General features: G+C 74.2%; 24 protein-coding genes and 1 riboswitch. Of the genes, 2 read left to right on the forward strand and 22 right to left on the reverse strand.

From position 1 onward, the window contains the following. Nucleotides 1–9: 9 nt before the first annotated feature. The 14 genes from rplT to rpe form a co-directional block, all read right to left on the reverse strand. Nucleotides 10–402: a 50S ribosomal protein L20 gene (gene rplT / locus CO540_RS07835; protein ID WP_091577965.1), complete on the reverse strand. Its 393-nt coding sequence runs from the start codon at nt 400–402 to the stop codon at nt 10–12. A gap of 32 nt (nt 403–434) precedes the next feature. Then, nucleotides 435–629 (reverse strand): 50S ribosomal protein L35, encoded by a 195-nt coding sequence (rpmI, locus tag CO540_RS07840; RefSeq protein ID WP_091309655.1) that lies wholly within the window; start codon nt 627–629, stop codon nt 435–437. Nucleotides 630–647: 18 nt separating this feature from the next. Further along, complete coding sequence (infC, locus tag CO540_RS07845) at nt 648–1,298, reverse strand: translation initiation factor IF-3 (protein ID WP_091577968.1); 651 nt, start codon at nt 1,296–1,298, stop codon at nt 648–650. Between the two features lie 328 nt (nt 1,299–1,626). Next, nucleotides 1,627–2,100: a PH domain-containing protein gene (locus CO540_RS07850; protein ID WP_172967807.1), complete on the reverse strand. Its 474-nt coding sequence runs from the start codon at nt 2,098–2,100 to the stop codon at nt 1,627–1,629. Then, nucleotides 2,097–3,059 (reverse strand): DMT family transporter, encoded by a 963-nt coding sequence (locus CO540_RS07855; RefSeq protein WP_099161517.1) that lies wholly within the window; start codon nt 3,057–3,059, stop codon nt 2,097–2,099. The genes CO540_RS07850 and CO540_RS07855 overlap by 4 nt, the downstream gene beginning before the upstream one ends. Beyond that, a complete protein-coding gene (hisG, locus tag CO540_RS07860) occupies nt 3,056–3,901 on the reverse strand; it encodes an ATP phosphoribosyltransferase (protein ID WP_091577975.1) in 846 nt (281 codons plus the stop codon). Before hisG ends, CO540_RS07855 begins: the two co-directional genes overlap by 4 nt. Nucleotides 3,902–3,944: 43 nt before the next feature. After that, entirely contained in the window at nt 3,945–4,226 is a 282-nt protein-coding gene (locus CO540_RS07865) for a phosphoribosyl-ATP diphosphatase (RefSeq protein ID WP_216642383.1), read from the reverse strand. A 517-nt stretch (nt 4,227–4,743) separates the two neighbouring features. Next, entirely contained in the window at nt 4,744–5,241 is a 498-nt protein-coding gene (gene ribH, locus CO540_RS07870) for a 6,7-dimethyl-8-ribityllumazine synthase (RefSeq protein ID WP_091577981.1), read from the reverse strand. Nucleotides 5,242–5,245: 4 nt separating this feature from the next. Further along, the gene (locus CO540_RS07875) at nt 5,246–6,511 is read right to left on the reverse strand and encodes a bifunctional 3,4-dihydroxy-2-butanone-4-phosphate synthase/GTP cyclohydrolase II (protein ID WP_099161518.1); all 1,266 of its coding nucleotides are present in this window, start codon (nt 6,509–6,511) and stop codon (nt 5,246–5,248) included. Further along, on the reverse strand, nt 6,508–7,203 hold the full coding sequence (pnuC, locus tag CO540_RS07880) for a nicotinamide riboside transporter PnuC (protein WP_099161519.1): 696 nt from the start codon (nt 7,201–7,203) through the stop codon (nt 6,508–6,510). The genes CO540_RS07875 and pnuC overlap by 4 nt, the downstream gene beginning before the upstream one ends. Continuing rightward, the gene (locus CO540_RS07885; RefSeq protein WP_099161520.1) at nt 7,200–7,796 is read right to left on the reverse strand and encodes a riboflavin synthase; all 597 of its coding nucleotides are present in this window, start codon (nt 7,794–7,796) and stop codon (nt 7,200–7,202) included. The genes pnuC and CO540_RS07885 overlap by 4 nt, the downstream gene beginning before the upstream one ends. Before the next feature lie 2 nt (nt 7,797–7,798). After that, the gene (gene ribD / locus CO540_RS07890; RefSeq protein WP_099161521.1) at nt 7,799–8,860 is read right to left on the reverse strand and encodes a bifunctional diaminohydroxyphosphoribosylaminopyrimidine deaminase/5-amino-6-(5-phosphoribosylamino)uracil reductase RibD; all 1,062 of its coding nucleotides are present in this window, start codon (nt 8,858–8,860) and stop codon (nt 7,799–7,801) included. A gap of 172 nt (nt 8,861–9,032) precedes the next feature. Next, nucleotides 9,033–9,205, reverse strand: a riboswitch (FMN riboswitch). Nucleotides 9,206–9,287: 82 nt separating this feature from the next. Further along, the gene (locus CO540_RS07895) at nt 9,288–10,244 is read right to left on the reverse strand and encodes a response regulator (RefSeq protein ID WP_091577993.1); all 957 of its coding nucleotides are present in this window, start codon (nt 10,242–10,244) and stop codon (nt 9,288–9,290) included. A gap of 1 nt (nt 10,245) precedes the next feature. Continuing rightward, entirely contained in the window at nt 10,246–10,926 is a 681-nt protein-coding gene (rpe, locus tag CO540_RS07900; RefSeq protein WP_099161522.1) for a ribulose-phosphate 3-epimerase, read from the reverse strand. A gap of 261 nt (nt 10,927–11,187) precedes the next feature. Here rpe and CO540_RS07905 point away from each other — a divergent pair, with 261 nt between their 5' ends. Then, nucleotides 11,188–12,075 carry a septum formation family protein gene (locus CO540_RS07905; RefSeq protein WP_099161523.1) on the forward strand — a complete coding sequence of 296 codons (888 nt, stop codon included), beginning with the start codon at nt 11,188–11,190 and terminating at the stop codon, nt 12,073–12,075. Between the two features lie 77 nt (nt 12,076–12,152). Continuing rightward, nucleotides 12,153–13,043, forward strand: coding sequence for a septum formation family protein (locus CO540_RS07910; RefSeq protein WP_099161524.1), 891 nt, complete (start codon nt 12,153–12,155; stop codon nt 13,041–13,043). 42 nt (nt 13,044–13,085) lie between these two features. Here the strand turns inward: CO540_RS07910 and CO540_RS07915 are convergent, their stop codons facing one another. From CO540_RS07915 to metK, 8 genes are all read right to left on the reverse strand, one after another. Continuing rightward, entirely contained in the window at nt 13,086–14,837 is a 1,752-nt protein-coding gene (locus CO540_RS07915; RefSeq protein WP_099161525.1) for a M28 family peptidase, read from the reverse strand. 218 nt (nt 14,838–15,055) lie between these two features. After that, complete coding sequence (locus CO540_RS07920) at nt 15,056–16,558, reverse strand: RsmB/NOP family class I SAM-dependent RNA methyltransferase (protein WP_099161526.1); 1,503 nt, start codon at nt 16,556–16,558, stop codon at nt 15,056–15,058. Continuing rightward, entirely contained in the window at nt 16,555–17,481 is a 927-nt protein-coding gene (gene fmt / locus CO540_RS07925; RefSeq protein WP_099164656.1) for a methionyl-tRNA formyltransferase, read from the reverse strand. The genes CO540_RS07920 and fmt overlap by 4 nt, the downstream gene beginning before the upstream one ends. A gap of 5 nt (nt 17,482–17,486) precedes the next feature. After that, on the reverse strand, nt 17,487–18,047 hold the full coding sequence (gene def, locus CO540_RS07930; protein ID WP_091578009.1) for a peptide deformylase: 561 nt from the start codon (nt 18,045–18,047) through the stop codon (nt 17,487–17,489). A 42-nt stretch (nt 18,048–18,089) separates the two neighbouring features. Further along, the gene (locus tag CO540_RS07935; protein ID WP_099161527.1) at nt 18,090–19,421 is read right to left on the reverse strand and encodes a cytochrome P450; all 1,332 of its coding nucleotides are present in this window, start codon (nt 19,419–19,421) and stop codon (nt 18,090–18,092) included. An 85-nt stretch (nt 19,422–19,506) separates the two neighbouring features. Then, the gene (locus CO540_RS07940; protein WP_098745342.1) at nt 19,507–20,490 is read right to left on the reverse strand and encodes an AAA family ATPase; all 984 of its coding nucleotides are present in this window, start codon (nt 20,488–20,490) and stop codon (nt 19,507–19,509) included. A gap of 231 nt (nt 20,491–20,721) precedes the next feature. Beyond that, a complete protein-coding gene (locus CO540_RS07945) occupies nt 20,722–22,770 on the reverse strand; it encodes a primosomal protein N' (protein WP_099161528.1) in 2,049 nt (682 codons plus the stop codon). A gap of 59 nt (nt 22,771–22,829) precedes the next feature. Continuing rightward, nucleotides 22,830–24,020 (reverse strand): methionine adenosyltransferase, encoded by a 1,191-nt coding sequence (metK, locus tag CO540_RS07950; RefSeq protein WP_245666717.1) that lies wholly within the window; start codon nt 24,018–24,020, stop codon nt 22,830–22,832. Nucleotides 24,021–24,080: the final 60 nt, after the last annotated feature.

A 24,080-nucleotide genomic window follows, 5' to 3' on the forward strand; every position in this document is an offset into this window, starting at 1 on the left:
ACAGGTGGGTCAGGCGGCCTGGGCCGCGGCGCCACCGGTGCCCTCGGCCGCCACGGCGGCGCGGGCCAGCTCGACGATCGCCGCGAACGCGGCGGCGTCGTTGACGGCCATGTCGGCCAGGATCTTGCGGTCGACCTCGATGCCGGCCAGGCGCATGCCCTGGATCAGGCGGTTGTAGGTCAGGCCGTTGGCCCGGGCTCCGGCGTTGATCCGCTGGATCCAGAGCTGCCGGAAGTCGCCCTTGCGGTCGCGACGGTCCCGGTAGGAGTACTGCATCGAGTGCAGCACCTGCTCCTTGGCCTTGCGGTAGAGCCGGGAGCGCTGACCGCGGTAACCGCTCGCGGTCTCCAGCAGGGTACGACGCTTCTTCTGGGCGTTCACAGCCCGCTTGACGCGTGCCATCTCAACTCCTTCTTCGGTTCAGGTGGCGCGCGTCAGCGGCCGAGCAGCTTCTTGATGCGCTTGGTGTCGGCCTTGGCCAGCTCGACCGTGCCGGTCAGCCGACGGGTCTGGGTGCTGGCCTTCTTCTCCAGGTTGTGGCGGAGGCCGGCCTGCTGGGCGACGATCTTGCCCTTGCCGGTCACCTTGACCCGCTTGCCCATACCCGTGTGGCTCTTCATCTTCGGCATGTGGAACGTCTCTCCCTGTTACTGGCCGCTGGTGTCAGCGGTCGGGCCGGTCTCACCGGCTGCTGCGGTCTCGCCGGCCGCCGGGGCCTCGCCACCTGCCGGGGCTCCGGACTCCTCCGCGGCGCGGTCCCGGGGCCCACCGCGCGACGCCGTGGCGGCGACCGCGGAGGCCTTGACGGCCCGGTGCGGAGCGAGAACCATGATCATGTTTCGGCCGTCCTGCTTCGGCGCGGCCTCGACGTATCCCAGGTCCGTGATCTCGGACTCGAGCCGGCGCAGGAGCCGGTAACCCAGCTCCGGGCGGCTCTGCTCGCGACCGCGGAACATGATCGTCACCTTGACCTTGTCGCCCGCCTTGAGGAACCGCACCACGTGACCCTTCTTGGTCTCGTAGTCGTGCGGGTCGATCTTCGGCCGAAGCTTCATCTCCTTGATGACGGTCTGCTGCTGGTTACGCCGCGCTTCGCGCGCCTTGAGTGCGCTCTCGTACTTGAACTTGCCGAAGTCCATGAGCTTGCACACCGGCGGGCGCGCCATCGGCGCAACCTCGACCAGGTCCAGGTCGACGTCCGCGGCCAGCTGCAGGGCGCGCTCCAGCGGGACGATGCCCACCTGCTCACCCTCGGGGCCGACCAGTCGGACCTCACGTGCCCGGATCTGCTCGTTCACGCGTGGTTCGACGCTGATGGGGCCTCCTCGAGTCGAAGTCTCGTGTGGTGCCGACTCCGTGGGCTCCCGGGCGGGAGCCGACTCGGAAAGCAGAAGGCCCCGGCGTATGCCAGGGCCCACTCGACCGGTCGGCACGATCACAGGATCGCGCATCCGGGATCGGGACGTGCCCGAAACCCGGGGACCGGACCCGGACACCTGGACGGCGACTCGGGTGGGAGCGGGCGCTCCGCTTCATGACCACCCGCGCGTCAGGGACGGGGGCAGTCTGGTCGACTCCGCAAGACTACACCCTCGGCCCAGGCCGACCCAAACCGGGCCCCGCAGGTCAGCGGGGTGCCGGCTGGCCGGCGGCGAGGGCGGCCAGGTGTGCCTGGTGCAGGCGGCGCAGCGCCCGGACCGCCTCGACCGCGCTCTCCTTGTCGGCGGCCTGCAACGCGACCATCGGGAGCAGGTCGTCGTCGTGCAGCTCCAGGCTGGCCCACGGGGCGCCGCGGTCGAACCGGACCCCGCGCACGACCTCCCAGGGCAGCTCGTAGGAGCTGATCACGTTGCGGACCCGCACGCCGCGGGCGTCGGCGGTCACCCGGGGGCGGGTGAACAGCAGGAAGCCGAGCGCGCCGAAGACCCCGAGACCGACCATGGCGAACTGGTCGCCGCGCTGGAACGTGCCGTAGCCCTCACCGGTGGAACCGGACAACGAGGTCGCGACGAGGCTGAACACCACCAGCAGCGCGACGGCCGACGCCCAGCAGACCACCCGGACGCGGCGGGGCCGCACGGTCACCACGGAATCGCTCACCCGACCAGTCTGCCATCCGGCTCGCGCTCACGTTCGGCCGCCACACGGACCGCGCCGCGCCGACGTACCCCGGCCACCAGCACGGCCACCAGCGTGAGCACCGCGCCGGCCAGCACCGGCAGCCGGACGCCGGGCCCGCCGGGCAACGCCAGGTCGAGCAGGAGCGCCCCGCCGAGCTGCCCGGCCACCAGCGCCAGGCCGGTGCGCAGCACCCCGGCCGCGCGGACGCCGACCAGCAGCGCCAGCACGATGCCGACGCCGAACAGGCCGCCGACGTAGAGCCACCACTGCGTCGGCCAGCGCGGATGCTCGGCGAACGCGCCGGCCAGCACCGCCACCGCGCCGATCACCGTGGTGCTGACCAGGAAGTTCACCGCGAGGCCGGCGGCCGGGCCGACCACGGCCGCGACCCGGCCGTTGAGCGCCGACTGCAACGCGACCGCGAGCCCGCCGACCACGGAGAGCAGCACCAGGCCCACCGCGAGGTCACCGACCGGCCGGCCGAGCTGGGCGAGGGCCACCGCGCCGACGCCGAGCGCCGCCCCGGCCACCCGCGGCACGGTGAGCGGCAGCCGCCCGCCGGCGGCCAGCCCGGCCCGGTCGACGGCCAGCCCGCCGAGGCTGCCGCCGGCGACCTGGGCGATCGTGAACACCGCCACCCCGAGCGCCGGGACCACCACCGGGGCGGTCAGCACGATCACCGCGCCGCCGAGCCCACCCAGGTACGCCCACCAGGGCAGCCCGGCGCGGCGCAGCCCGGCCAGCCCGGTCCGCATCGACGGCACGACGGCCAGCCCGACCAGCACGAGCAGGCAGCCGCCCAGGTTGTTGACGACCGCGCCGAGCACCGGATCACCGGTCCGCTCCCCCAGCTCCGCGTTGACCACGCCCTGGGCGGCCGAGGCCACGCCACCCAGGACGACGACGGCCAGCGCGGCCGGCAGCGGCAGCGGCCTCACAGCCGGCAGGCGTGGATGTTGGTGACCAGGATCGCCCGGGCGCCCAACTCGTACAGCTCGTCCATGATCCGGTGCACGTCGTCGCGGAGCACCATCGCCTGCACCGCGACCCAGCCCTCCCGGTGCAGCGGCGAGACCGTGGGCGACTCGATGCCCGGCGTGAGCGCACTGGCCCGGTCGAGCAGGCCGGCCGGCACGTCGTAGGCGAGCATCACGTAGCGGCGGGCGACCAGCACGCCGTGCAGTCGACGCTGGAGCTGCTCCTGCTGGGCGCCGCCGGGCGCGCCGGCCCGGCGGACCAGCACCGCCGAGGAGCGCAGCAACGGCTCCCCGAAGACCACCAGGCCGGCCTGGCGCAGCGTGGCGCCGGTCTCCACCACGTCGGCGACCACGTCGGCCACGCCGAGCCGGATGGCGTTCTCCACCGCGCCGTCGAGCCGGATCACCTCGGCCTTGACGCCCAGCTCGCCCAGGTGTCGCTCGACCAGGCCCGGGTACGCGGTGGCGATCCGGTGCCCGCCGAGCTGCTGGACGGAGGCGACGTCGTCGGGGCGGGCGGCGAACCGGAAGGTGGCCCGACCGAAGTTGAGGTCGACCACCTCCTCGGCCGGCGCGCCGGAGTCGATCAGCAGGTCGCGCCCGGTGATGCCGACGTCCAGGTCACCGGAGCCGACGTAGGTGGCGATGTCCTTGGGACGCAGGTAGAAGAACTGGATGTCGTTGGGCTCGTCCCGGCAGACCAGGTCCTTCGGGTCGGTGCGCTGGCGGTAGCCCGCCTCGCGCAGCATCCCGGCGGCCGACTCGGCCAGGGCGCCCTTGTTGGGTACGGCGACACGCAGCATGGGAGTGCTCCTTCGTTCGATCGGATGATCAGCGGACGGGCACTCAGAGATGTCGGTAGACGTCCTTCAGGTCGAGACCGGTGGCCAGCATCAGCACCTGCGCCTGGTAGAGCAGCTGGGAGATCTCCTCGGCGGCCCGCTCCGGGCCCTCGTGCTCGGCCGCCATCCACGACTCGGCCGCCTCCTCGACGACCTTCTTGCCGATGAAGTGCACGCCCTTCGCGAGCGCGTCGACGGTGCCCGAGCCGGGGGTGCCGGCGGCGGCCTTGGCCTGCAGCTCGGCGAACAACTCCTCGAACGTCTTCACGGAAGGCGATTCTTCCAGCCGCCCGCCGGGGCCGCTCGCCCCGGGTCCGTCGGTCGGGTTCGACCGGCCGCCGTCGCACCCTCCCGGCCGGATCGGGGTGGGCCTCCGCTCCGGCGCTCTCCGCTCGCGGCGGTGCCGGCCCTCCGGCGGCCGCCATCCGTCCGGGTGCCTCCACGCCGCCTGTGGAGCTGATATCAGAAACGACTCGGGCCGCCGACCGCGCCGGACCGGCACCTCGGCGTACTGAGTCGATCATCGGGCCCCTACGGGCGGGGGTCGTGGACGGGGACCGGCAGCACGGGACCGGGCGGCACGGAACCGGGCAGCACGGGACCCGGCGCCGCGGGGGCGATCGCCGGCCACACGACACGCCGGTTCGAACGGGTGAGTCGTTTCTGATATCAGCTCTAAAGGCGGCGCGAACCCAACGGGTCACCGGCCGCCGTCGTCTGCCCCGGCCACCCGACCACGTCGACGCCGGGCGCATTCCGCCGGCCAGGCGGTCAGGCGGTCAGGCGGTCAGGCGGTCAGGCGGTCAGGCGAAGCCGACGCGGTGGGAGGCGTGGGCGTCCAGGGTACGGACGGCCAGCGCGGCGTCGAGGGCGGCCACCGTGGCCGCCCAGCCCTTGTCCTCGGCCGAGCCGGGCAGCCCGGCCCGGTCCCGGGCCTGCTCGATGGTGTCCACCGTGAGCACCCCGTGCGCCACCGGCTTGCCCTCGTCCAGCGCCACCCGGGTCAACCCCTCGGTGACCGACTGGCAGACGTAGTCGAAGTGCGCGGTCGCGCCACGCACCACGACGCCGAGCGCGACGACCACGTCGTACCGGCGTGCCATGGCCTGGGCCACCACCGGCAGCTCCACCGAGCCGGCCACCCGGGCCACCACGGCCCGCGCACCGCACGCCTCGGCCGCGGCGACCGCCCGCTCGGCCATGTGGTCGGTCAGCTCGCCGTGCCAGCGGGCCGCCACCACGCCGACGGTCATGCCGGCGGCGTCCACCGCGGTCACGCCCGGCTCTCCGAAACCCGCCATCGTCCTACGCTCCGATCTCGTCACCGGCGACCGGCCGGCCCATCGGGGCCTCGGTCGCCTCGTCCAGCCCGTCCAGGAGGTGGCCCATCCGGTCCCGCTTGGTGCGCAGGTAGCGCACGTTCTCCGGGTTGGACCGCACCGGCATGCCCTCCCGGCCGGTCACGGTGAGGCCGTACCCCTCCAGGCCGGCCCGCTTGGCCGGGTTGTTGGTCAGCAGCCGCATCGAGCGGACGCCGACGTCGTAGAGGATCTGCGCGCCGGTGCCGTAGTCCCGCGCGTCGGCCGGCAGACCCAGGTCGAGGTTCGCGTCCACCGTGTCGCGCCCCTGGTCCTGCAACTGGTACGCCTGGAGCTTGTGCAGCAGGCCGATGCCGCGCCCCTCGTGCCCGCGCACGTAGAGCACCACCCCGCGTCCCTCCTGGGCGACCCGGGCCAGCGACGCCTGCAACTGCGGTCCGCAGTCGCAGCGCAGCGAGCCGAACACGTCGCCGGTGAGGCACTCGGAGTGCACCCGGACCAGCACGTCGCGCCCGTCGCCGAGGTCGCCCATGACCAGCGCGACGTGCTCAGCCGAGTCGTGTTCGGCGCGGTAGCCGAGCGCCCGGAACACCCCGTACGGGGTGGGCATCCGCGCCTCGGCGGCCAGTTCGACCTGCTTCTCGGTGCGTCGCCGGTGGGCGATCAGGTCGGCGATGGTGACCAGCGTCAGCCCGTGCTCGGCGCAGAACTTCTCCAGGTCCGGCAGGCGCATCATGGTGCCGTCGTCGTTGACCAGCTCGCAGAGCACCCCGGCCGGGCGCAGCCCGGCCAGCCGGGTCAGGTCCACCGCCGCCTCGGTGTGTCCGGCCCGGCGCAGCACCCCGCCCGACCGCGCGCGCAGCGGCACCACGTGGCCGGGACGGGCCAGGTCGGTCGGGTCGGTCCCGGCGTCGGCGAGCAGCCGGATGGTGTGCGAGCGGTCCGCGGCGGAGATGCCGGTGGTGACCCCCTCGCGGGCGTCCACCGTGACCGTGTACGCGGTGCCGCGCCGGTCCTGGTTGGTGTGGTGCATCGGCGGCAGGTCCAGCCGGTCGCACTCGTCCTCGGTCAGCGGCACGCAGATGTAGCCGGAGGTGTAGCGGACCATGAACGCGACCAGTTCCGGCGTGGCCAGCTCGGCCGCGAAGATCAGGTCGCCCTCGTTCTCCCGGTCCTCGTCGTCGACCACGACCACGGGTCGCCCGGCGGCGATGTCCGCCACCGCCTGCTCGATGGAACCGAAGATGGTCATGCCACGACCTCCGAGTACGTCGCCGGGATCCGGGTGCGGGCGGCCGTGGCGGCCCGGGAGGTACGCCACCAGCTGTACAGGCCGGCGGCGCAGAACGCGCCGTAGACCAGGTACATCGCTGCCGACGGATAGAAGCCGCCACGCAGCAGCAGCGGCACGCCGACCGCGTCCACCGCGATCCAGATCAGCCAGAACTCCACCCAGCCCCGCGCCATGCCGTAGGTGGCGAGCAGGCTGCCGACCAGGATCCAGGCGTCCGGCAGCGGGCCCCACGAGCCGAGCGCGGCCAACGCCGGGTAGGCGGCGGCGGTGCCGACGGCCGCGACCGCGAGCAGGCCCAGCCGCTCCCGCCAGGTGGCCCAGCGCGGCACCACGGCCGGCTCGCCGCCACCCGCGCGGCGGTTGCGCGACCAACGCCACCAGCCGTAGACGCTCACCGCGAAGAAGAAGACCTGGCGGCCGGCCTGGCCGTAGAGGTCGTGTGCCTGCGGGGTGGCGAAGACGCCGCCGAGGAAGACGGTGAACAGCAACGCGTTGCCGATCATGCCGACCGGCCAGGCCCACACCACCCGGCGCAACCCGAGCAGCGCCGAGGCGAGCCCGAAGACGTTGCCGACGATCTCCCGGACCAGCACCGGTGAGCCGGCGACGTGCACCTGGGCGTCGAGCAGCCAGCCGAGCGGGCCCGTCACCGGGCACCCCCCATCAGCCGCTCGACGTACTTGGCCAGCACGTCGACCTCGAGGTTGACCGGGTCGCCGACCTGCTTCGTGCCGAGCACGGTGAGCTTCAGCGTGGTCGGGATCAGGCCGACCGAGAACCAGTCGTCGCCCACCTCGGCGACGGTCAGGGACACGCCGTCGACGGTGATCGAGCCCTTCTCCACCACGTAGCGGGCCAGTTCGGCCGGCAGCCGGAACCGAACCGTCTCCCACTGCGCGGCCGGCTCCCGGCCGATGACCTCGCCGACGCCGTCGACGTGCCCCTGCACCAGGTGGCCACCGAGCCGGCTGTTCAGCGCGGCGGCCCGCTCCAGGTTGACCGGGTCGCCGGGGCGCAACACGCCGAGCGCGGTGCGCCGCAACGTCTCGCCCATCACGTCGGCGGTGAACACGCCGCCGTCGACGTCGACCACGGTCAGACAGACGCCGTTGACCGCGATCGAGTCGCCGTGCCGCGCGTCCGAGGTGACCAGCGGGCCGCGGATGGCGACCAGCGCCGAGTCGTCAGCGGTCTCGGTGCTCCGGACGATCTCGCCCAGCTCCTCGACGATGCCGGTGAACATGTTCAGGCCTCCCTCTTCCGGGGCAGCGCGGTGATCCGCAGGTCGGGACCGACCGGCGTAACGTCGGTGATCTCCAGGTCGATGGCGTCGGCGATCGTCGTCACGCCGGCGTCGCGCAGCGCGGTCGGGCCGGCGCCGAGCAGCTTCGGCGCGACGTAGCCGACGATCCGGTCGACCAGGCCGGCGGCGAGGAACGCGCCGGCCAGCGTGGGGCCGCCCTCCAGCAGCGCGGCGCGTACCCCGCGGTGGTGCAGTTCGGCGAGCAGCGCCGTCAGGTCGACCCGGCCGTCCGGGCCGGCGCCGACCTCGGCGGCGGTGGCCACCCAGGTCCGGGCCGCGCCGTCGCGGACCCGCGCGTCGGCCGGGGTACGCCCCGAGCTGTCCACCACGACCCGCAGCGGCTGCCGGATGGCCAGGGTGCCGTCGCGCAGGTTACGGGCGGTGAGCCGGGGGTCGTCGGCGAGCACGGTGCCGACCCCGGCGAGCACCGCGTCGACGGTGCCGCGCAGCGCGTGCACGTCGGTCCGGGCCGCCTCCGAGGTGATCCACATGCTGGTGCCGTCGGCGGCGGCGGAGCGCCCGTCGAGCGTGGCGGCGTACTTCCAGATCAGGTACGGCCAGCCGCGGCGCATCGAGGTGAGCCAGGCGATGTTGCCGGCCTCGGCCTCCTCGGTGCGTACCCCGAGGGTGACCTCGATCCCGGCGGCGCGCAGGGTGGCCGCGCCGCCGGAGGCCACCGGGTTCGGGTCGGGCACCGCGACCACCACCCGGGACACGCCGGCCGCGATGAGCGCGTGGCTGCAGGGGCCGGTGCGGCCGGTGTGGTCGCAGGGCTCCAGCGTGACGACCGCGGTGCCGCCCCGGGCGCGCTTGCCGGCCTGCGCCAGCGCGACGATCTCGGCGTGCGGCCCGCCGGCGTACGCGTGGAAGCCCTCGCCGACGACCTCGCCGTCGGCGTCGAGCAGCACGCAGCCGACGACCGGGTTCGGGCTGGTCGCGCCGAGGCCGCGGGCGGCCAACGCGACGGCACGACGCATCGCCTCGTCGACGGAGACGCTCGCCATGGCCTGCCCTGCCCTCCCGCTCGCCGGTCACGCGCGGGCGGGTTCGACAGGAGCGGCACGGACACCGCGCACACGCGGCGGCGGAGAGACCCGGGGACGGCGACGCCGACCCCGGGGAGCCCACGGGCGCGGCTGAGGGTGCTCAGCGGCCACCAGGGACCTCCCCCGTTCCGCGCGCTGTCTCCCATCCGGACTGTCTGGGGGCGGACGAGCCGCACCCCAACCGTCGGCCCCGGATTCTCACCAGGTCCACCGTCCGGCCGAAGCCGTCCGGGTCGCGGGCTTACCACGGTCGGACCGTGGATCACCGCCGGTTCGGAATTTCACCGAGCCCCGCCAGCGCGTGGTGGGTACACCGGAAGTCTTACACGTTCGGCGGCGGCGTGCGCCACAGAGGCGAGCTACCTCACAGCCGCCGGCGTCCGGTTCAGGTGACGCCCCGGCGACGGTCGACCGCCACGTACGAGCCGGGCTGGCTCTTGGCCACCGTCTTCATCTCCGAGGCCACGGCGATGGCCTCCAGCGGGTCGGTGAACCGCTTGCCGGAATCGGACAGCGACACCCCGATGGAGAGGGTGACCAGGGCGGCCCGGCGGATGTTGCCGCGGCGGTCCTTCAACTCGACGAAGCCGCGTTCCCGGTCGATCGGGTCGTAGAGCCCGTCGGCGGCCTTCTCGAAGTCCTCCACCGCCCGAAAGGTCAGCGGCCGGACCTGTTCGGGTGCGCAGACGATGACGAAGTCGTCGCCGCCGACGTGGCCGAGGAAGGCCGGCGGCAGGCCGATCGACACCACCGCGCGGTGCAGGCTGCGGGCCAGCGCGGAGATGAACTCGTCGCCGCGGACGAAGCCGTACCGGTCGTTCACGCTCTTGAACCGGTCGATGTCGATGTAGCCGACGGCGTAGTCCACCCCGTTGCGCACCCGGTCGCTGATCTCCCGCCGGATGCGGCTGTTGCCGGGCAGACCGGTCAGCGGGGAGACCTCCCGGAACTCCTTGTTGCGGCGCAGCGTGGAGCTGACCCGGGCGACCAGCTCGGCGGTGTCGAACGGCTTGACCAGGTAGTCGTCGGCGCCTGCGCTGAGACCGTTGACCTTGTCGGAGGTCATCCCCTTGGCGGTCAGCATGATCACCGGCAGCGCCGAGGTCATCGGGTCGGCGCGCAGCCGGCGGGTCAGCTCCAGCCCGTCGATGCGGGGCATCATCAGGTCGACCACGGCCAGGTCCGGCCGTTCCCGCTCGATGACCTCCAGCGCCTCCTGGCCGTCCGCGGCGTGCAGCACCTCGAAGCCGTGCAGGCGCAGGTTGAACTCGACGAAGCGGGCGATGTCCTCGTCGTCGTCGACGACCAGGATCACGTCGGGTCGGTCGTCGGCCGGGTCCATCTCAGGCCCCGGTCATCGCACGTTCCGCCAGGCCCCGCAGGCGGCGTACCGCCTCGGCCGGGTCGTCGGCGCCGTAGACCGCGGTGCCGGCGACGAACGCGTCCGCGCCCGCCGCGGCGGCCTGCTCGATGGTGTCCGCGGCGATGCCGCCGTCCACCTCGATGCGCAGCTCCAGGTGCCCGGTGTCGACGTGCCGGCGGGCGGCGCGCACCTTGTCCAGCAGCTGCGGCAGGAAGCGCTGGCCGCCGAAGCCGGCCTTGATCGTCATGATCAGCAGCGTGTCGAAGCTGGGCAGCAGTTCCAGGTACGGCTCGATCGGGGTGTCCCGGTCGATCGCCAACCCCGCCTTCGCGCCGGCCGAGCGCAGGTCCTTGGCCAGCGCCACCGGGTCGTCGCACGCCTCGGCGTGGAACGTGACGTTGTACGCGCCGGCGTCGGCGTACCCGGGGGCCCAGCGGCGCGGGTCGGTGATCATCAGGTGCACGTCGAACGGGATCTGGGTCACCGCGCGCAGGCTCTGGACCACCGGCAGGCCGATGGTCAGATTGGGCACGAAGTGGTTGTCCATGACGTCCACGTGCAGCCAGTCGGCGGCGGACTCCACGGCACGGACCTCGTCGGCGAGGCGGGCGAAATCGGCGGCCAGGATGCTGGGCGCGACGATCGGCGGCGGTACGGTCACGGGGCCAGTGTACGAACGTGGTCACCCGCCGTCCGCAGCGCGGCACCGTGTGGGACAGGCTGTGACCCGCCCGTCACCTGTGGTGCACCATTGACCCGTCCGGGCGGGAAATCGACACGAATAGTCGTCGGTGACTGGCCGATCGATTGAAAGATGACGAAACTCCTACAGGGACGGTCACGTATGCTGCCGCCCGGGCGCGGGGGACGCCGCACGGGCCCGCGGTGTGCGGCTGCCATCTCTCCGGCGAAGGGGCGGACGATGCGACGGTGGCTCCACACGCTCGCGCTGGCCGGTGCCGTGACGGCGGTGATCGCCGGCTGCGTCCCGGCGCACCGGGCCGACGGGGACCTCGTCGACGACTGGGCGGCGCTGCCCGCGCCCCAGCTGTTCGTCCCGGCCACCGACGCGTGCCTGCCCCGGCTCACCGCGGTGGTGCAGGCCGCCACGTACGAGACGGTGAACTGCGCCGGCAGCCACCTGGCCGAGGCGGTCCACGTCGGCACGTTCACCGGTCCGGCGGCCGCCGGCGCCCGCCCGGAGCCCGGCTCCCCGGCGCTGCGCGTCGCGCGCACCGAGTGCGACCAGCGGGCCCGGGAGATGATCGGCGGGGACTGGCACGCCGCCCGGCTCACGCTGAACATCGCGTTGCCCCCGGCCACCGCCTGGGTCGCCGGCGCGCGCTGGTTCCGCTGCGACCTGGCCGAGACCGACAGCATCGACAACACCCGGCCGGTCAACCGGATCGGCAGCCTGCGTGGCGCCCTGGTCGGCGACAACCCGCTGGTGCACCGCTGCTTCGACCCGAAGCTGATCGGGCAGAACCTCAACTATATGGCGCCGGTGCTCTGCACCGAACCGCACCGGGCCGAGTTCGTGGGCGTCTACTCCGAACGCGACGTGAGCTGGGCGGAGTTCACCCGGGGCGCGCCGTCGGTGCACCGGCGCTGCATGACGTTGATCGCCGCCTTCGCCGACGTGCCGGACAACGCCGAGCTGCCGTACCGGGCCGGGTCCATCTTCTACCCGCCGTCGCAGCGGGAGTGGGAGGAGGGCGACCGGGGGGTGCGCTGTTTCCTGTGGAGCGACGACCGGAAGCTGACCCGCTCGATGCGCGGGGCCGGCCCGGAGGGACTACCCGTCATCTGAGCATCGGTGCCGTATGCTGCGTCGCCGAGGCGTACCGGTCGGCCGGGCGGCTCCGGACGGCGGGGAGGTCGGTCGCGATGCGGCGATGGTGGGCGGCGGTCGCCGCGGGCGCGGTGGCGGTGCTGGCGCTCGGCGGCTGCGGCGCGCCGGCCGGGGTGGACCGTGACCTGGCCGACGACTGGCCCGCATTCGCCGCGCCCGTGGGCTTCGTGCCGAAGGCCGACGTCTGCCACCCGACCGTCGCCGACGTCGGCTATCTCAGCGGCTACCAACCGGTCGACTGCGCCACCACGCACCGGGCCGAGACGCTGCACGTCGGCACGCTGACCGGGCCGGAGGCCGCGCGCTCCGCGCCTCCGCGCGGCGGATCCGCCGGTCTGCGCGCCGCCCACGCCGACTGCGCCCGGCAGGTCACCAAGGCCGTCGGCGCGGACTGGCGGTCGGGGCGGTTGCAGCTGTCCGTGGTGTTCCCGTCGGCCCCGGCGTGGTCCGGCGGGGCCCGCTGGTACCGCTGCGACGTCGCCGAGGTCAACGACCTGGACGACGGCACGGTGACCGAGCGTCAGGGCAGCCTGCGCGCCGCCCTGAAGCCCGGTTCGCCGCTGGCGCTGGGCTGCTTCAACCCGAAGCTGGTGAAGGACGACATCGAGGCGATGCGGCCGGTCGCCTGCACCGCCAAGCACCACGCCGAGTTCGTCGGGATCTGGCAGGCGCCGGACATCAGCTACGCGGAGTTCCAGCGCACCTCGCTGCGGGCGCACAAGGCGTGCCGGGGACTGATCGCCACGTACGCCAAGGTGCCGAACGACGGCAACATGCAGTACCGGGCCGGCACCATCATCTACCACCCGTACGAGCAGCAGTGGCGCGACGGCGACCGGGGCGTGCAGTGCTTCCTCTGGGTCTCCGACCGCACGCTGACCCGGTCGGTCCGGGGCGCCGGGGCGAAGGCGCTGCCGGTCACCTGAGCCGGGGGCGGGGCGGGCGTCGGCCCACCCCGCCCGGTGTGCTCAGCCGACCTGGAGCGTCACGTCGTCCAGGACGAAGCTGGTCTGCAGCGAGGCGTCCTCGACGCCGGTCCACTTGAGCGTGACCGTCTGGCCGGCGTACGCGGCGAGGTTGAAGGTGCGCTGGGTGTAGCCGGTGGCCTTGTTCAGGTTCGAGTAGGTCGCCAGCGTGGTCGAGCCGACCTGCACGGTCAGCTTGTCGTACGCGACCGAGGTCGTCGTCTCGGCCGTGTCGATGTGCAGCCAGAAGGCCAGCGTGTAGCTGGCGCAGCCGGCCGGCAGGGTGACGGACTGGCTCAGCGTGTCGGTGTGCGAGGAGCCGTAGCCGTCCAGCCACGCCTTGTACGAGCCGGTCCGGGCCGCCTGGCCGGAGTCGTTGGTGATCACGCCCGAGCTGGCCGTCCACGGCGTGCTGCCCGACTCGAAACTGCTGTTGCCGATGAGCTGCCCGCCGGTGCAGCCGCCGCCCCCGCCGGTCACGGTGAGCGTGTAGCTGGCGGTGCGGGTGGCCGAGCCGGTGCCGGTCACGGTGAGCGTGAACGTGCCGGTGGTCGCCGACGCCGAGGCGGTCACCGTCATGGTGGCGGAGCCGCCCGAGGTGACCGAGGACGGGCTGAAGCTCACCGAGACGCCGCTCGGGGCGCCGCTGGCGGACAGCGCCACGGTCTGGGCGCTGCCGCTGGTGGTGGCGGTGCTGACGGTGGCGGTGGTGGAGCCGCCCCGGGCGACGCTGCCGGAGGTGGGGCTCACCGCGACGGAGAAGTCGTTGGTCGGGGTGCCGCCGCCGACCGCGAGCTGCCAGATGGCGTACGCCACGCCGTCGGCGCTGCGGTTGAGGACGGTCGTGTTGATGTTGCTGGTGGTGTCGCAGGAGCGGTGGTAGCAGCCGTCGTACGCCGCGCCCGCGGTGCCGCCCCACTTGCTGGCCTGGGCCGCGGTCTTGGTGTAGCTGGCGCCCGCCGCGTATCCGGAGGTCTGGATGCCGGCGTTGGCGAACGAGTAGTCGTCGGAGCGGCCCTGGCCCTCGGTGTTCTCCTCCGGCTGGATGCCGAACGAGTCCCAGTACGCCTTCAGCGGCGCCGCGGTGGCCGAGGTGATCCGGTTGATGAAGTAGCCGCCGTTGGGCGAGGCGACCATGTCGAAGTTGTAGTAGCCCTTGATGTAGCCCCGCTGGGTGGAGCTGAGCTGGTTGACGTAGTACTTCGAGCCCTGCAGCCCCTGCTCCTCGCCGTTCCACCAGGCGAACCGGACCCGCTTGGTCATGGTGGGGTTCTGCGCCGCGAGCACCAGGGCGTTCTCCAGCAGGGTGGCCGAGCCGGAGCCGTTGTCGTTGATGCCCGGGCCGGCGGAGACGCTGTCCAGGTGGGCGCCGAACATGACGACCTGGTCGGTCGGGCCCTGCGGCCACTCGGCGATGAGGTTGCTGCCCGGGTAGGTGCAGGTGGTGCAGGTCTGCTCGGTGACCGTGTAACCGGCCGCCTGGAGCTTGCCCTTGACGTAGCTGACCGACGCGGCGTAGCCGGCCGAGCCGGCCCGTCGGTTGCCGCCGTTGCTGCTGGCGATGGAGTTGAACTGGGTGAGGTGGGCCTGGACGTTGGCCAGGGAGACGTCCGGCGCGGCGAGCGCGACGGCGGTGGCGGGTGCCGGGGCGGGGGCCGGCGCGGGAGCGGCGGAGGCGGTGCCGGCCAGGCTCGCCGTCGTCAGGGTGGCGACGAGGGCGAGCGCGAGGCTCGTGGTCGGCGTGCTGCGTCTCATGGAGACTCCTCATGGGGGTCGGCGGGCGGGGGTGACGGGTCGACCGGTGATCGGAACAGTTACATGTATCGATCGCACAGTCAACGGCGCGTCACATCCCACCAACCCCCTACCGCCCCGGGATGCCTCTCCCCCGCCGCCTCCGCGCTGATCAAGGAGTTCGCGTCGGGAATCCGACGGCGAACTCCTTGATCAACCCAGTGGAGGGGCGGAGCCGGTCAGCCTCGGCGGAGGACGGCCAGGAACATGGCGTCCGTGCCGTGACGGTGCGGCCAGAGCTGCACCGTCGGGCCGTCGCCCAGACCCGGCATGCCGGCCGGCAGCAGCGGCCGGGCGTCGACGAAGTCGACCGGAAGACCGCAGCGCCGGGACGCCTCGGTCACCGTCACGTGCGTCTCCACCACGTGCGGCGAGCAGGTCACGTACGCGACCAGGCCACCCGGACGGACCGCGCGCAGCGCGGCGGTGAGCAGCTCACGCTGCAGGCGGGTCAGCGGCGGCAGGTCCGCCGGCTGGCGGCGCCAGCGCGACTCCGGCCGGCGGCGCAGCGAGCCCAGCCCCGTGCACGGCGCGTCGACCAGCACCCGGTCGAAGTGCCCCTCCGGCAGCTTCGGGTCCCCGCCGACAGTGCGCCCGTCGGTGTGCACCACGGTGACCGGCAGCCCGCGGGTGGCCTGGGCGACCAGGCGGGCCCGGTGCTCGGCCACCTCGACCGCGGTCAACCGCGCCCCGCGCGTCGCCGCGATCGCACCGAGCAGGCCGGACTTGCCGCCCGGGCCGGCGCACAGATCCAGCCACCGGCCGTCCGGGCCCTCCAGCGGCGCGTTCGCCAACGCGTCGGCCACCAACTGGGAGCCCTCGTCCTGCACGTGCGCCCGCCCGTCGGCCACCGCCGCCAGGTCGCCCGGCGCGCCGCCGGGCAGGTAGACCGCGTACGGCGAGAACGCGCCCGGCGCGCCGCCGACCTCGTCGGCCAGCGCCACCGGGTCGGCCAGGCCGGGTCGGGCGCACAGGTGCACCGGTGGGCGCTCGTTGTCCTCGATCAGCAGCCGGGTGGTCTCCCCCAGGTCACCGCCGAGCGCCTCGGCGAACGCCCGGACGATCCACTGCGGATGGCTGTACGCCAGCGCCAGGTGGCCGATCGGGTCGGTCTCCTCGGCCGGGGCGAGCTTGGCCACCCACGCGTCGGCGTCCCGCCCGGCGATCTCGCGCAGCACCGCGTTGGCGAAGCCGGTCGCGCCCGGACCCACCGTCCGGACCAGGTCCACGGTGGAGGAGACCGCGGCGTGCGCCGGCACCCGGGTGTGCAGCAGCTGGTAGGCCCCGAGCCGCAGCGCGTCCCGCACCGGCGGGTCGATGCGCTGCACGTCCCGGCCCGCCGCGTCGGTGACGATCGCGTCCAGGGTGCCGGTGTGCCGCAGCGTGCCGTAGGTCAGCTCGGTGGCGAACGCCGCGTCGCGGCCGCTGAGCCCCGCCTCGCGCAGCATCGTCGGGAGCACCAGGTTGGCGAACGCGTCGTCGCGGTGCACCGCGGCGATCGCCTCGTAGGCGACCTGCCGGGGCAGGTCCACCGCGGGCCGCACCGGGCGGCGCGTGTCCCGCCGGTCGTAGCCGCCCCGCGACGGCCCGCCGGACCGGTCACCGGGGCGCCCGGAACCGCGCTCGCCGCGCCCGTACCCCCGGGGACGCTCGCCCTCGACGGGCCGCTCCGGCCGCGTCACGCGAAAACCTCGCCCGCGGCGACCCGGGCGCCGCGCGCCCAGTCGCCGGCCGACATGGCCTTCTTGCCGGCGGCGCGCACCTCACCGAGGCGCACCGGCCCGGTGGCGGTGCCGACCAGGACGCCGGACTTCTCCGCCAGCAGCTCGCCCGGCTTCAGCTCCGGGCCGTCGGCCAGCGGGGTGACCGGGCCGAGCTTGACCCGGTCGTCGCGGAAGGTGGTCCACGGACCCGGGGCCGGCGTGCAGGCGCGGATCCGCCGGTCCACCGCGAACGCCGGGTCGGTCCAGCGCACCCGCGCGTCCTCGACGGTGAGCTTCGGGGCGAGCGAGACGCCGTCCGACGGCTGCGGCTGCGCCCGGGCGGTGCCGGCGTCGATCGCGTCGAGCACCGCGACCAGCAGCCCGGCGCCCGAGTGGGCCAGCCGCTCCAGCAGGTCGCCGGAGGTGTCGGTGGGACGGATCTCGTCGGTGACCGTGCCGTAGACCGGGCCGGTGTCCAGCCCCTCCTCCAGCTCGAACACGCTGGCCCCGGTCAGCTCGTCGCCGTGCAGCACGGCGTGCTGGACCGGCGCCGCGCCCCGCCAGGCGGGCAGCAGCGAGAAGTGCAGGTTGATCCAGCCGTGCCGGGGGATCTCCAGCGCCACCGGCGGCACCAGCGCGCCGTAGGCGACCACGGGTACGCAGTCCGGCGCCAACGCGCGCAGCCGGTCGAGGAACTCCGGTTCGCGTGGCCGGGCCGGGGTGAGCACCTCGACGCCGTGCGCGTCGGCCCACGCGCCGACGGGCGAGCGGTGCAGCCCTCGGCCCCGGCCGGCCGGGGCGTCGGGGCGGGTGACCACGGCGAGCAGCTCGTGGCCGGAGGCGGCGATCGCGTCCAGGGCCGGTACGGCGACCGCCGGCGTGCCGGCGAAGACCAGGCGCATCCGGGTCACCGCCCCAGGCCGAACGGGTTGGTGACGGGATGCGGGCTCAGCTTGACCGTGGGCGGGGCGGCCTGGTCGTACCAGTCCGCCTGCCGGATCGCCTTCATGGCCTCCTTGCGGCCGGCCGCGTCGAGGCGGTCGAGGAAGAGCACCCCGTCGAGGTGGTCGGTCTCGTGCTGCAGGCAGCGGGCCATCAGGCCGGTGCCGACGATCTGCATCGGGTCGCCGTGGGCGGTGAAGCCCTTGGCGATCACGTTCTGCCGGCGCTTCGTGTCGAAGTAGAGCCCAGGGATGGACAGGCAACCCTCCGGGCCGTCCTGTTCCTCCTCGTCGGGGAACTCCAGCACCGGGTTGACCAGGTGGCCGAGCATGTCGTCGACGTCGAAGGTGAACACCCGCAGGCCCACCCCGAGCTGCGGCGCGGCCAGGCCGGCGCCGTTCTGCTCGCGCATCGTGTCGGTCAGGTCGGCGATCAGCTTGCGCAGCTCGGCGTCGAAGTCGACCACGGGGTCGGCCGGCGTGCGCAGCACCGGGTCGCCGAACAGACGGATGGGCTGGACGGTCACGCGGCGTGGCTCCTTGTCTGGGACGGGTGGTGCCGTCCCAGTCTACGGAGTGCGGCCGGACGCCTCCGGTGGCGTACCGGGAACGGTGACCGGGGCCGCCTCCCGCCCGACGGTGACCGGCAGCGTGGCGTAACCGCGCAGGGTGAGCCGGACCCGCCGCTCGGGCGCGCCGGCCAGAGCCAGCCCGGGCAGCCGGCGCAGCAGCAGCGGGAACGCCACCTGTGCCTCCAGCCGGGCCAGCGCGGCGCCGAGGCAGTAGTGCGGCCCGGCGCCGAAGGACAGCGGGTGGATCTGCGGTCGCCACGGGTCGAAGCGCGCCGGCTCCGGGTAGCGGCGGGGATCACGGTTGGCCGCGCCGAGCATCACGATGATCCAGCTCTCCGGCGGCAGGTCGAGGCCGCCGTGCCGGGACGGCTCGGTGCTCATCCGGGAGGTCAGCTGCACCGGCGAGTCGTAGCGCAGCAGCTCGTCGACGTAGCCGGGGGCGAACTCCGGGTGCTCGCGCAGCGTCGCGGCCGCGTCGGGGTGGTCGAGCAGCGCCACCAGACCGTTGCCGAGCAGGTTGGTGGTGGTCTCGAAGCCGGCCACCAGCAGCACGATCAGGTTGGCCAGCAGCTCGTCGCCGGAGAGGCTCTCACCGTCGCTGTCGGCCCTCATTCGGTCCGGAGCGCCGTCTTGCGGCGCGGAGGCCGAATCATGGCCGTCGTGGGCCTGGACCAGCGCGGTCGTCAGGTCGTCGGCGGGGGCCCGGCGGCGGGCCGCGACCAGCTCGGTGAAGTAGGCCCGCAGCTCGCCCGCGCCCCGGTCGGCCACGGCCAGCTCGTCGGCCGTGATCTCCGGCTCCAGCACCCCGGTCAGGTCGGTGGCCCAGCGCCGGAACAGCGGCCGGTCCGCCGCCGGGACGCCGAGCAGCGCGCAGATCACCCCGACCGGCAGCGGGTACGCGAACTCGGCCATGAAGTCGACCGGCGCGCCGCCCCGCCCGCCGGCCAGCAGCCGGTCGACCAGGTCGTCGGCCTGCGCCTGCACCACGTCGCGCATCGCGGCGATCCGGCGTGGGGTGAACGCGCCGGCGGCGAGGCGCCGCATCCGGCTGTGGTCGGGCGGGTTGGTGCGCAGCATCGACCGGGAGATGGACAGCACCGCCGGGCTCTCCCGCCAGCCGGGCATGAACTGGTCGCGCAGGCCGTCGTCCATCACCCCGAACCGGGCGTCGCGCAGGATCGCGTCGGCCTCGGCGTACCCGGTCACCACGTAGAAGACGGGCCCGGCCTGGACCACCGGGCCGTGCGCGCGCAACCGCTCGTACGTCGGGTAGGGGTCGACCCGACCCGCGGGGGACATCAGCAGCGCGAGGGCGTCGGCAGGATCCACGGTCGGCCTCCCCAGGCGTCGGAGACCCCCATCATGCCCCGTTTCCGCCGGATCGGGCGATCCCGTCGCCGCGCCCGGACGGCCGTCAGGCCCCGGCGCCCGGCTCCCCGGCGAGCACCGCACCACCGCCGAGCAGGGCGTGCTCCGGCAGCGGCAGCGCGATGCCGTGCGCGTCCTCCCAGTCGTGGATCAGACCCGGCCGGGCCTGGGCGGCGAAGAAGTCGACGGCGCTCATGCCGCCGACCACCGGCTCGTCGACCTCGGCGACCAGTCGGGCGGGCACCAGCGGGAACCCGCCGCGCACCGCGGCGCTGAGCCGCCGGTGCCCGTCGACGACGAAGAAGTACTCACCGGTGTAGCCGATGCTCAGCGGCTCCAGCGCCTCGTCGCCGGCCTCGGCCACCTCGCCGGCGAACTCCGAGTCCCAGAGACCGCGCAGCGTGGCCACGTCCTCGGTCGGGTAGACCCGGTTCGGGTCGAGCAGCAGCAGCGGCTGGCCGGCGCGCAGCACCTCGGCGCCGAGCCGGCCCTCGTAGACGTCGACCACGTGCTGGATCACCTGCTCCGGGTTGGCCCGGGTGGTGTCGCAGATCAGGTCGTAGTTGCGCAGCCGGGCCTTGTCGACGCCGTACCGGACGATGAAGCGGCCGCGCTCGCTCTCGCTGCGCTCGCGCAGCTTGGCCCGCGCCTCCTCCAGCGAGGTGTAGCTCTCGGCCGGACCGGACGGGCGGGCCAGCACCCGTCGGGCCGCCTCGGTCGGCTCGGTGATCATGTGCACCTTGAGCGCGTCGGTGAAGAAGTGCCACGCCAGGCGGGAGTCCATCACCAGCGACTCGCCCGAGGCGGCGATGTCGCGCTGGAGCTGGTCGACGTAGCCGTCGACGGCCTGGTCCAGCTCGGCGTGCAGGTTGAGCTGGAGGGCGGTCATCTGCCGCTCCTGGGCCATCTGCCGGTAGAGGTCGCCGACGCTGACCCGGCGCAGGCCGAGCCGCTTGGCGATCTCGACGGAAACGGTGCTCTTGCCGCTGCCGAGGTCGCCGTTGAAGACGATCGACTGACGAACGGTCACGACTGGTCCACCCCTGCTCACCGGCTGACTGACGACATCGAATCCGTGTCGGCCCGACGTGCTGGGAGCATCCGCCGTGCCGTGTCCCGCGCGGAAAACCGCGCGCCTGGGCATGACGGGCGATGCTATCACCGCCCGCTACCCAATTGCCGGACCAGGTGTGCGGCAAACCCCAGCTCACGACCGTGCGCGCCGGCCCGGGTGCGCTGGGTCACGGCCGTCGGGGGCCGGTCAGAACAGGCTGAGCGGATCGACCTGGAGCCGGACCGGATCGACCGCCTTGCGCGCGCTGCGCTGCCCGGCCGCCGCGTGCAACGCGTCGGCCAGGGCGGCGGCCCGGGCCCGGGGGACCCGGACCAGCATCCGCTCCCGCCCCTCCTCCGCCGGCACCGGGCCGAGGACCTCCGCGTCGTCCGGCAGCCGGGCGCCGGCCAGCAGGTCGGCCACCGCCTCGGCCACGCCGGTGACGCTGGCCATCCGCACCGCCGGCGGGAAACCCAGCTCGCGGCGTTCGGCCAGCTCCCGTTCGGCGAACCAGGCCGCGTCCCAGCGCAGCAGCGACTGCACCGGCGCGAGGGCGCCGTCGGCGACCACCACCACCCGGCCCCCGGCCGCGCCGGGACGGGCCAGCGCGGCGGCGGCCATCCACCGGCGCAGCGCCTCCTCCCCGGCCCGCAGGTCGGCCCGGGTGAGCAGCGCCCACGAGTCGAGCAGCAGCACCGCGCCGAAGCCGCCCTCGGCCACCGGCTCCGCGCCCGGGGTGGCGATCACCAGCCCGGCCCCACCCGGCACGGTGGCCAGCACCTCCTCCCGGCCCGAGGTCCGCACCGGCACGCCCGGGAACGCCCGGCCCAGCTCCTCGGCGGTACGCCGGGCGCCGGTGACCGAGGCCCGCAGCCGCCGCCCGCCGCACTCCGGGCAGGCGTACGCGGCGGCCACCCGGCCGCACCAGCGGCAGGCCGGCGTGCCCTGGGCCGAGGGCAGGCTCAGCGGACCGGCGCAGTGCGGACAGCGGGCCGGGGCCCGGCAGTCGGCGCAGGCGACCGAGGGCAGGTAGCCGCGGCGGGGCACCTGCACCAGCACCGGCAGGTCGGCGCGGAGCGCGTCCCGGGCGGTGGTCCAGGCCAGGCTGGGCAGCCGGGCGGAGGCCGCGCCGGGGTCCCGGGCCAGCTGCGGGTCGTCGCCGGTGGGCGCCATGGCCGGCATCCGCGCCCGGACGGTGGCGCGGTCGGCGACCACCTCCCGGGCCCAGCCGGTCTCCACCAGCAGCTGCGCCTCGGCGGTCCGGGCGTAGCCGCCGACCAGGGCGGCCGCGCCGGTGAGCTGGGCCCGGGTGAGCAGCACCTCGCGGGTGTGCGGGTAGGGCGCGCGGGGTTCGGCGTGCAGGTCGTCGCCGTCGTCCCAGACGGCCACCAGGCCGAGCCGCTCCACCGGGGCGAACATGGCGGCCCGGGTCCCGATCACCACCCGCGCCTCGCCCCGGCGGGCGGTCAGGAAGGCGCGGTACCGGGCGGCCGGGCCGTCGGCGGCGGTGAGCCGGACGTGCCGCCCCGCGCCCGGCACCGCGGTCAGCGCCGCGTCGAGGCGGTCCAGGTCCCGGGCGTCGGCGACCACGACCAGCGCTCCCCGGCCGCCGGCCACGGTCGCGGCCACGGCGTCGGCGTACCGCTCGGCCCAGTCCTCCCCCGGCAGCGCGGACCACACGGCGCGGGGCGCCCGGCCGTCGGCGAGCGCCCGGATCAGCGCCGGCCCGGCCGGGTAGTCCCGCCAGCCGCGCGGATCGACCGGCGCGCCGACCGGTTCCGGTCGCACGGACCCGGGGTCCGCCGGAGAGGCGGCAGGCGCGCGGTCGGGGTCCGCGGACGCGTCGGCGGCCGCCGACGGCGCGACGCCGACGTCGACGTGGGTCTCTCCGGCGGCGTCCGGGGCGCGGTCGGGGTCCGCGGACGTGCCGGCGGCGGTGAGGGCCTTCTCGGCGCGGGCGTGCCGGGGCGGCACGGCGAGGCGGAGCACGTCGGCCAGGCTCCCGGCGTAGCGGTCGGCGACCGCCCGGGCCAGCCGGGCCACCTCCGGGGAGAGCACCGGCACCGGGGAGACGACCTTCTCCAGGTACGCCAGCTTGGGGTGCGCCGACTCGGCGACGCGTTCCAGCAGCCAGCCGTCGACGAGCTGCCCGGCGAACCGGACCTTCACCCGCACCCCGGGCCGGGCGTCGGCGTCCAGCGCCTCCGGGACCAGGTAGTCGAACGGCCGGTCGAGATGCGGCAGCGGCACGTCCACGCAGACGCGAGCGACCGGCGACCCCTCGGCGGGTCGCCGGTCGCGGCGCGTGGTGGCGGTCAGGCTCCCGCGGCCGACTTGAGGTCGGCGGCCCGCTCGGTGCTCTCCCAGGTCAGATCCGCCAGCTCCCGGCCGAAGTGGCCGTACGCGGCGGTCTGCTGGTAGATCGGGCGCAGCAGGTTCAGGTCCCGGATGATCGCGGCGGGACGCAGGTCGAACACCTCGGCCACGGCCTTCTCGATGGAGGCCACCGCCACCGTCTCGGTGCCGAACGTCTCGATGAACAGGCTCACCGGGTGCGCCTTGCCGATCGCGTACGCGACCTGCGCCTCGCACCGCTCGGCCAGGCCGGCGGCGACCACGTTCTTGGCCACCCAGCGCATCGCGTACGCGGCGGACCGGTCGACCTTCGACGGGTCCTTGCCGGAGAACGCGCCACCGCCGTGCCGGGCGTACCCGCCGTAGGTGTCCACGATGATCTTGCGGCCGGTCAGGCCGGCGTCACCCATCGGGCCGCCGATCTCGAACCGCCCGGTCGGGTTCACCAGCAGCCGGTAGCCCTCGGTCTCCAGACCCAGGCCCTCCAGCTCCGGCGTGATGACGTGCTCCCGCACGTCCGGCGTGAGCAGCGACTCCAGCGAGATGTCCGCCGCGTGCTGGCTGGAGACGACCACCGTGTCCAGGCGTACCGGGCGCAGGCCGTCGTACTCGATGGTGACCTGGGTCTTGCCGTCCGGACGCAGGTAGGGGATGGTGCCGTCCTTGCGCACCGCGGCGAGCCGGCGGGCCAGCCGGTGCGCCAGCGCGATCGGCAGCGGCATCAGCTCGGGCGTCTCGGAGCAGGCGAAGCCGAACATCATGCCCTGGTCGCCCGCGCCCTGCGCGTCCAGCGCGCTCTCCGAGCCACCGGTGCGCAGCTCGAACGCGTTGTCCACGCCCTGCGCGATGTCCGGCGACTGGGCGCCGATGGACACGCTGACGCCGCAGGACGCGCCGTCGAAGCCCTTCTTCGACGAGTCGTAGCCGATGCCGAGGATGGTCTCCCGGACGATGGTCGGGATGTCGGCGTACGCCTTGGTGGTCACCTCGCCGGCGACGTGCACCTGCCCGGTGGTGATCAGCGTTTCCACCGCGACCCGGCTGTGCGGGTCCTGCGCGAGCAGCGCGTCGAGAATGCCGTCACTGATCTGGTCGGCGATCTTGTCCGGGTGGCCCTCCGTGACCGATTCGGACGTGAAGAGACGTGTCACGGCACTCCTAAGCATGTGAAGACTTTTAAAGGTCGCTCGGCGGCAGTTTAGTCGCCCCCG

The organism is Micromonospora sp. WMMA2032, assembly GCF_002688545.1.
Taxonomy (GTDB): Bacteria; Actinomycetota; Actinomycetes; order Mycobacteriales; family Micromonosporaceae; genus Micromonospora; species Micromonospora sediminicola.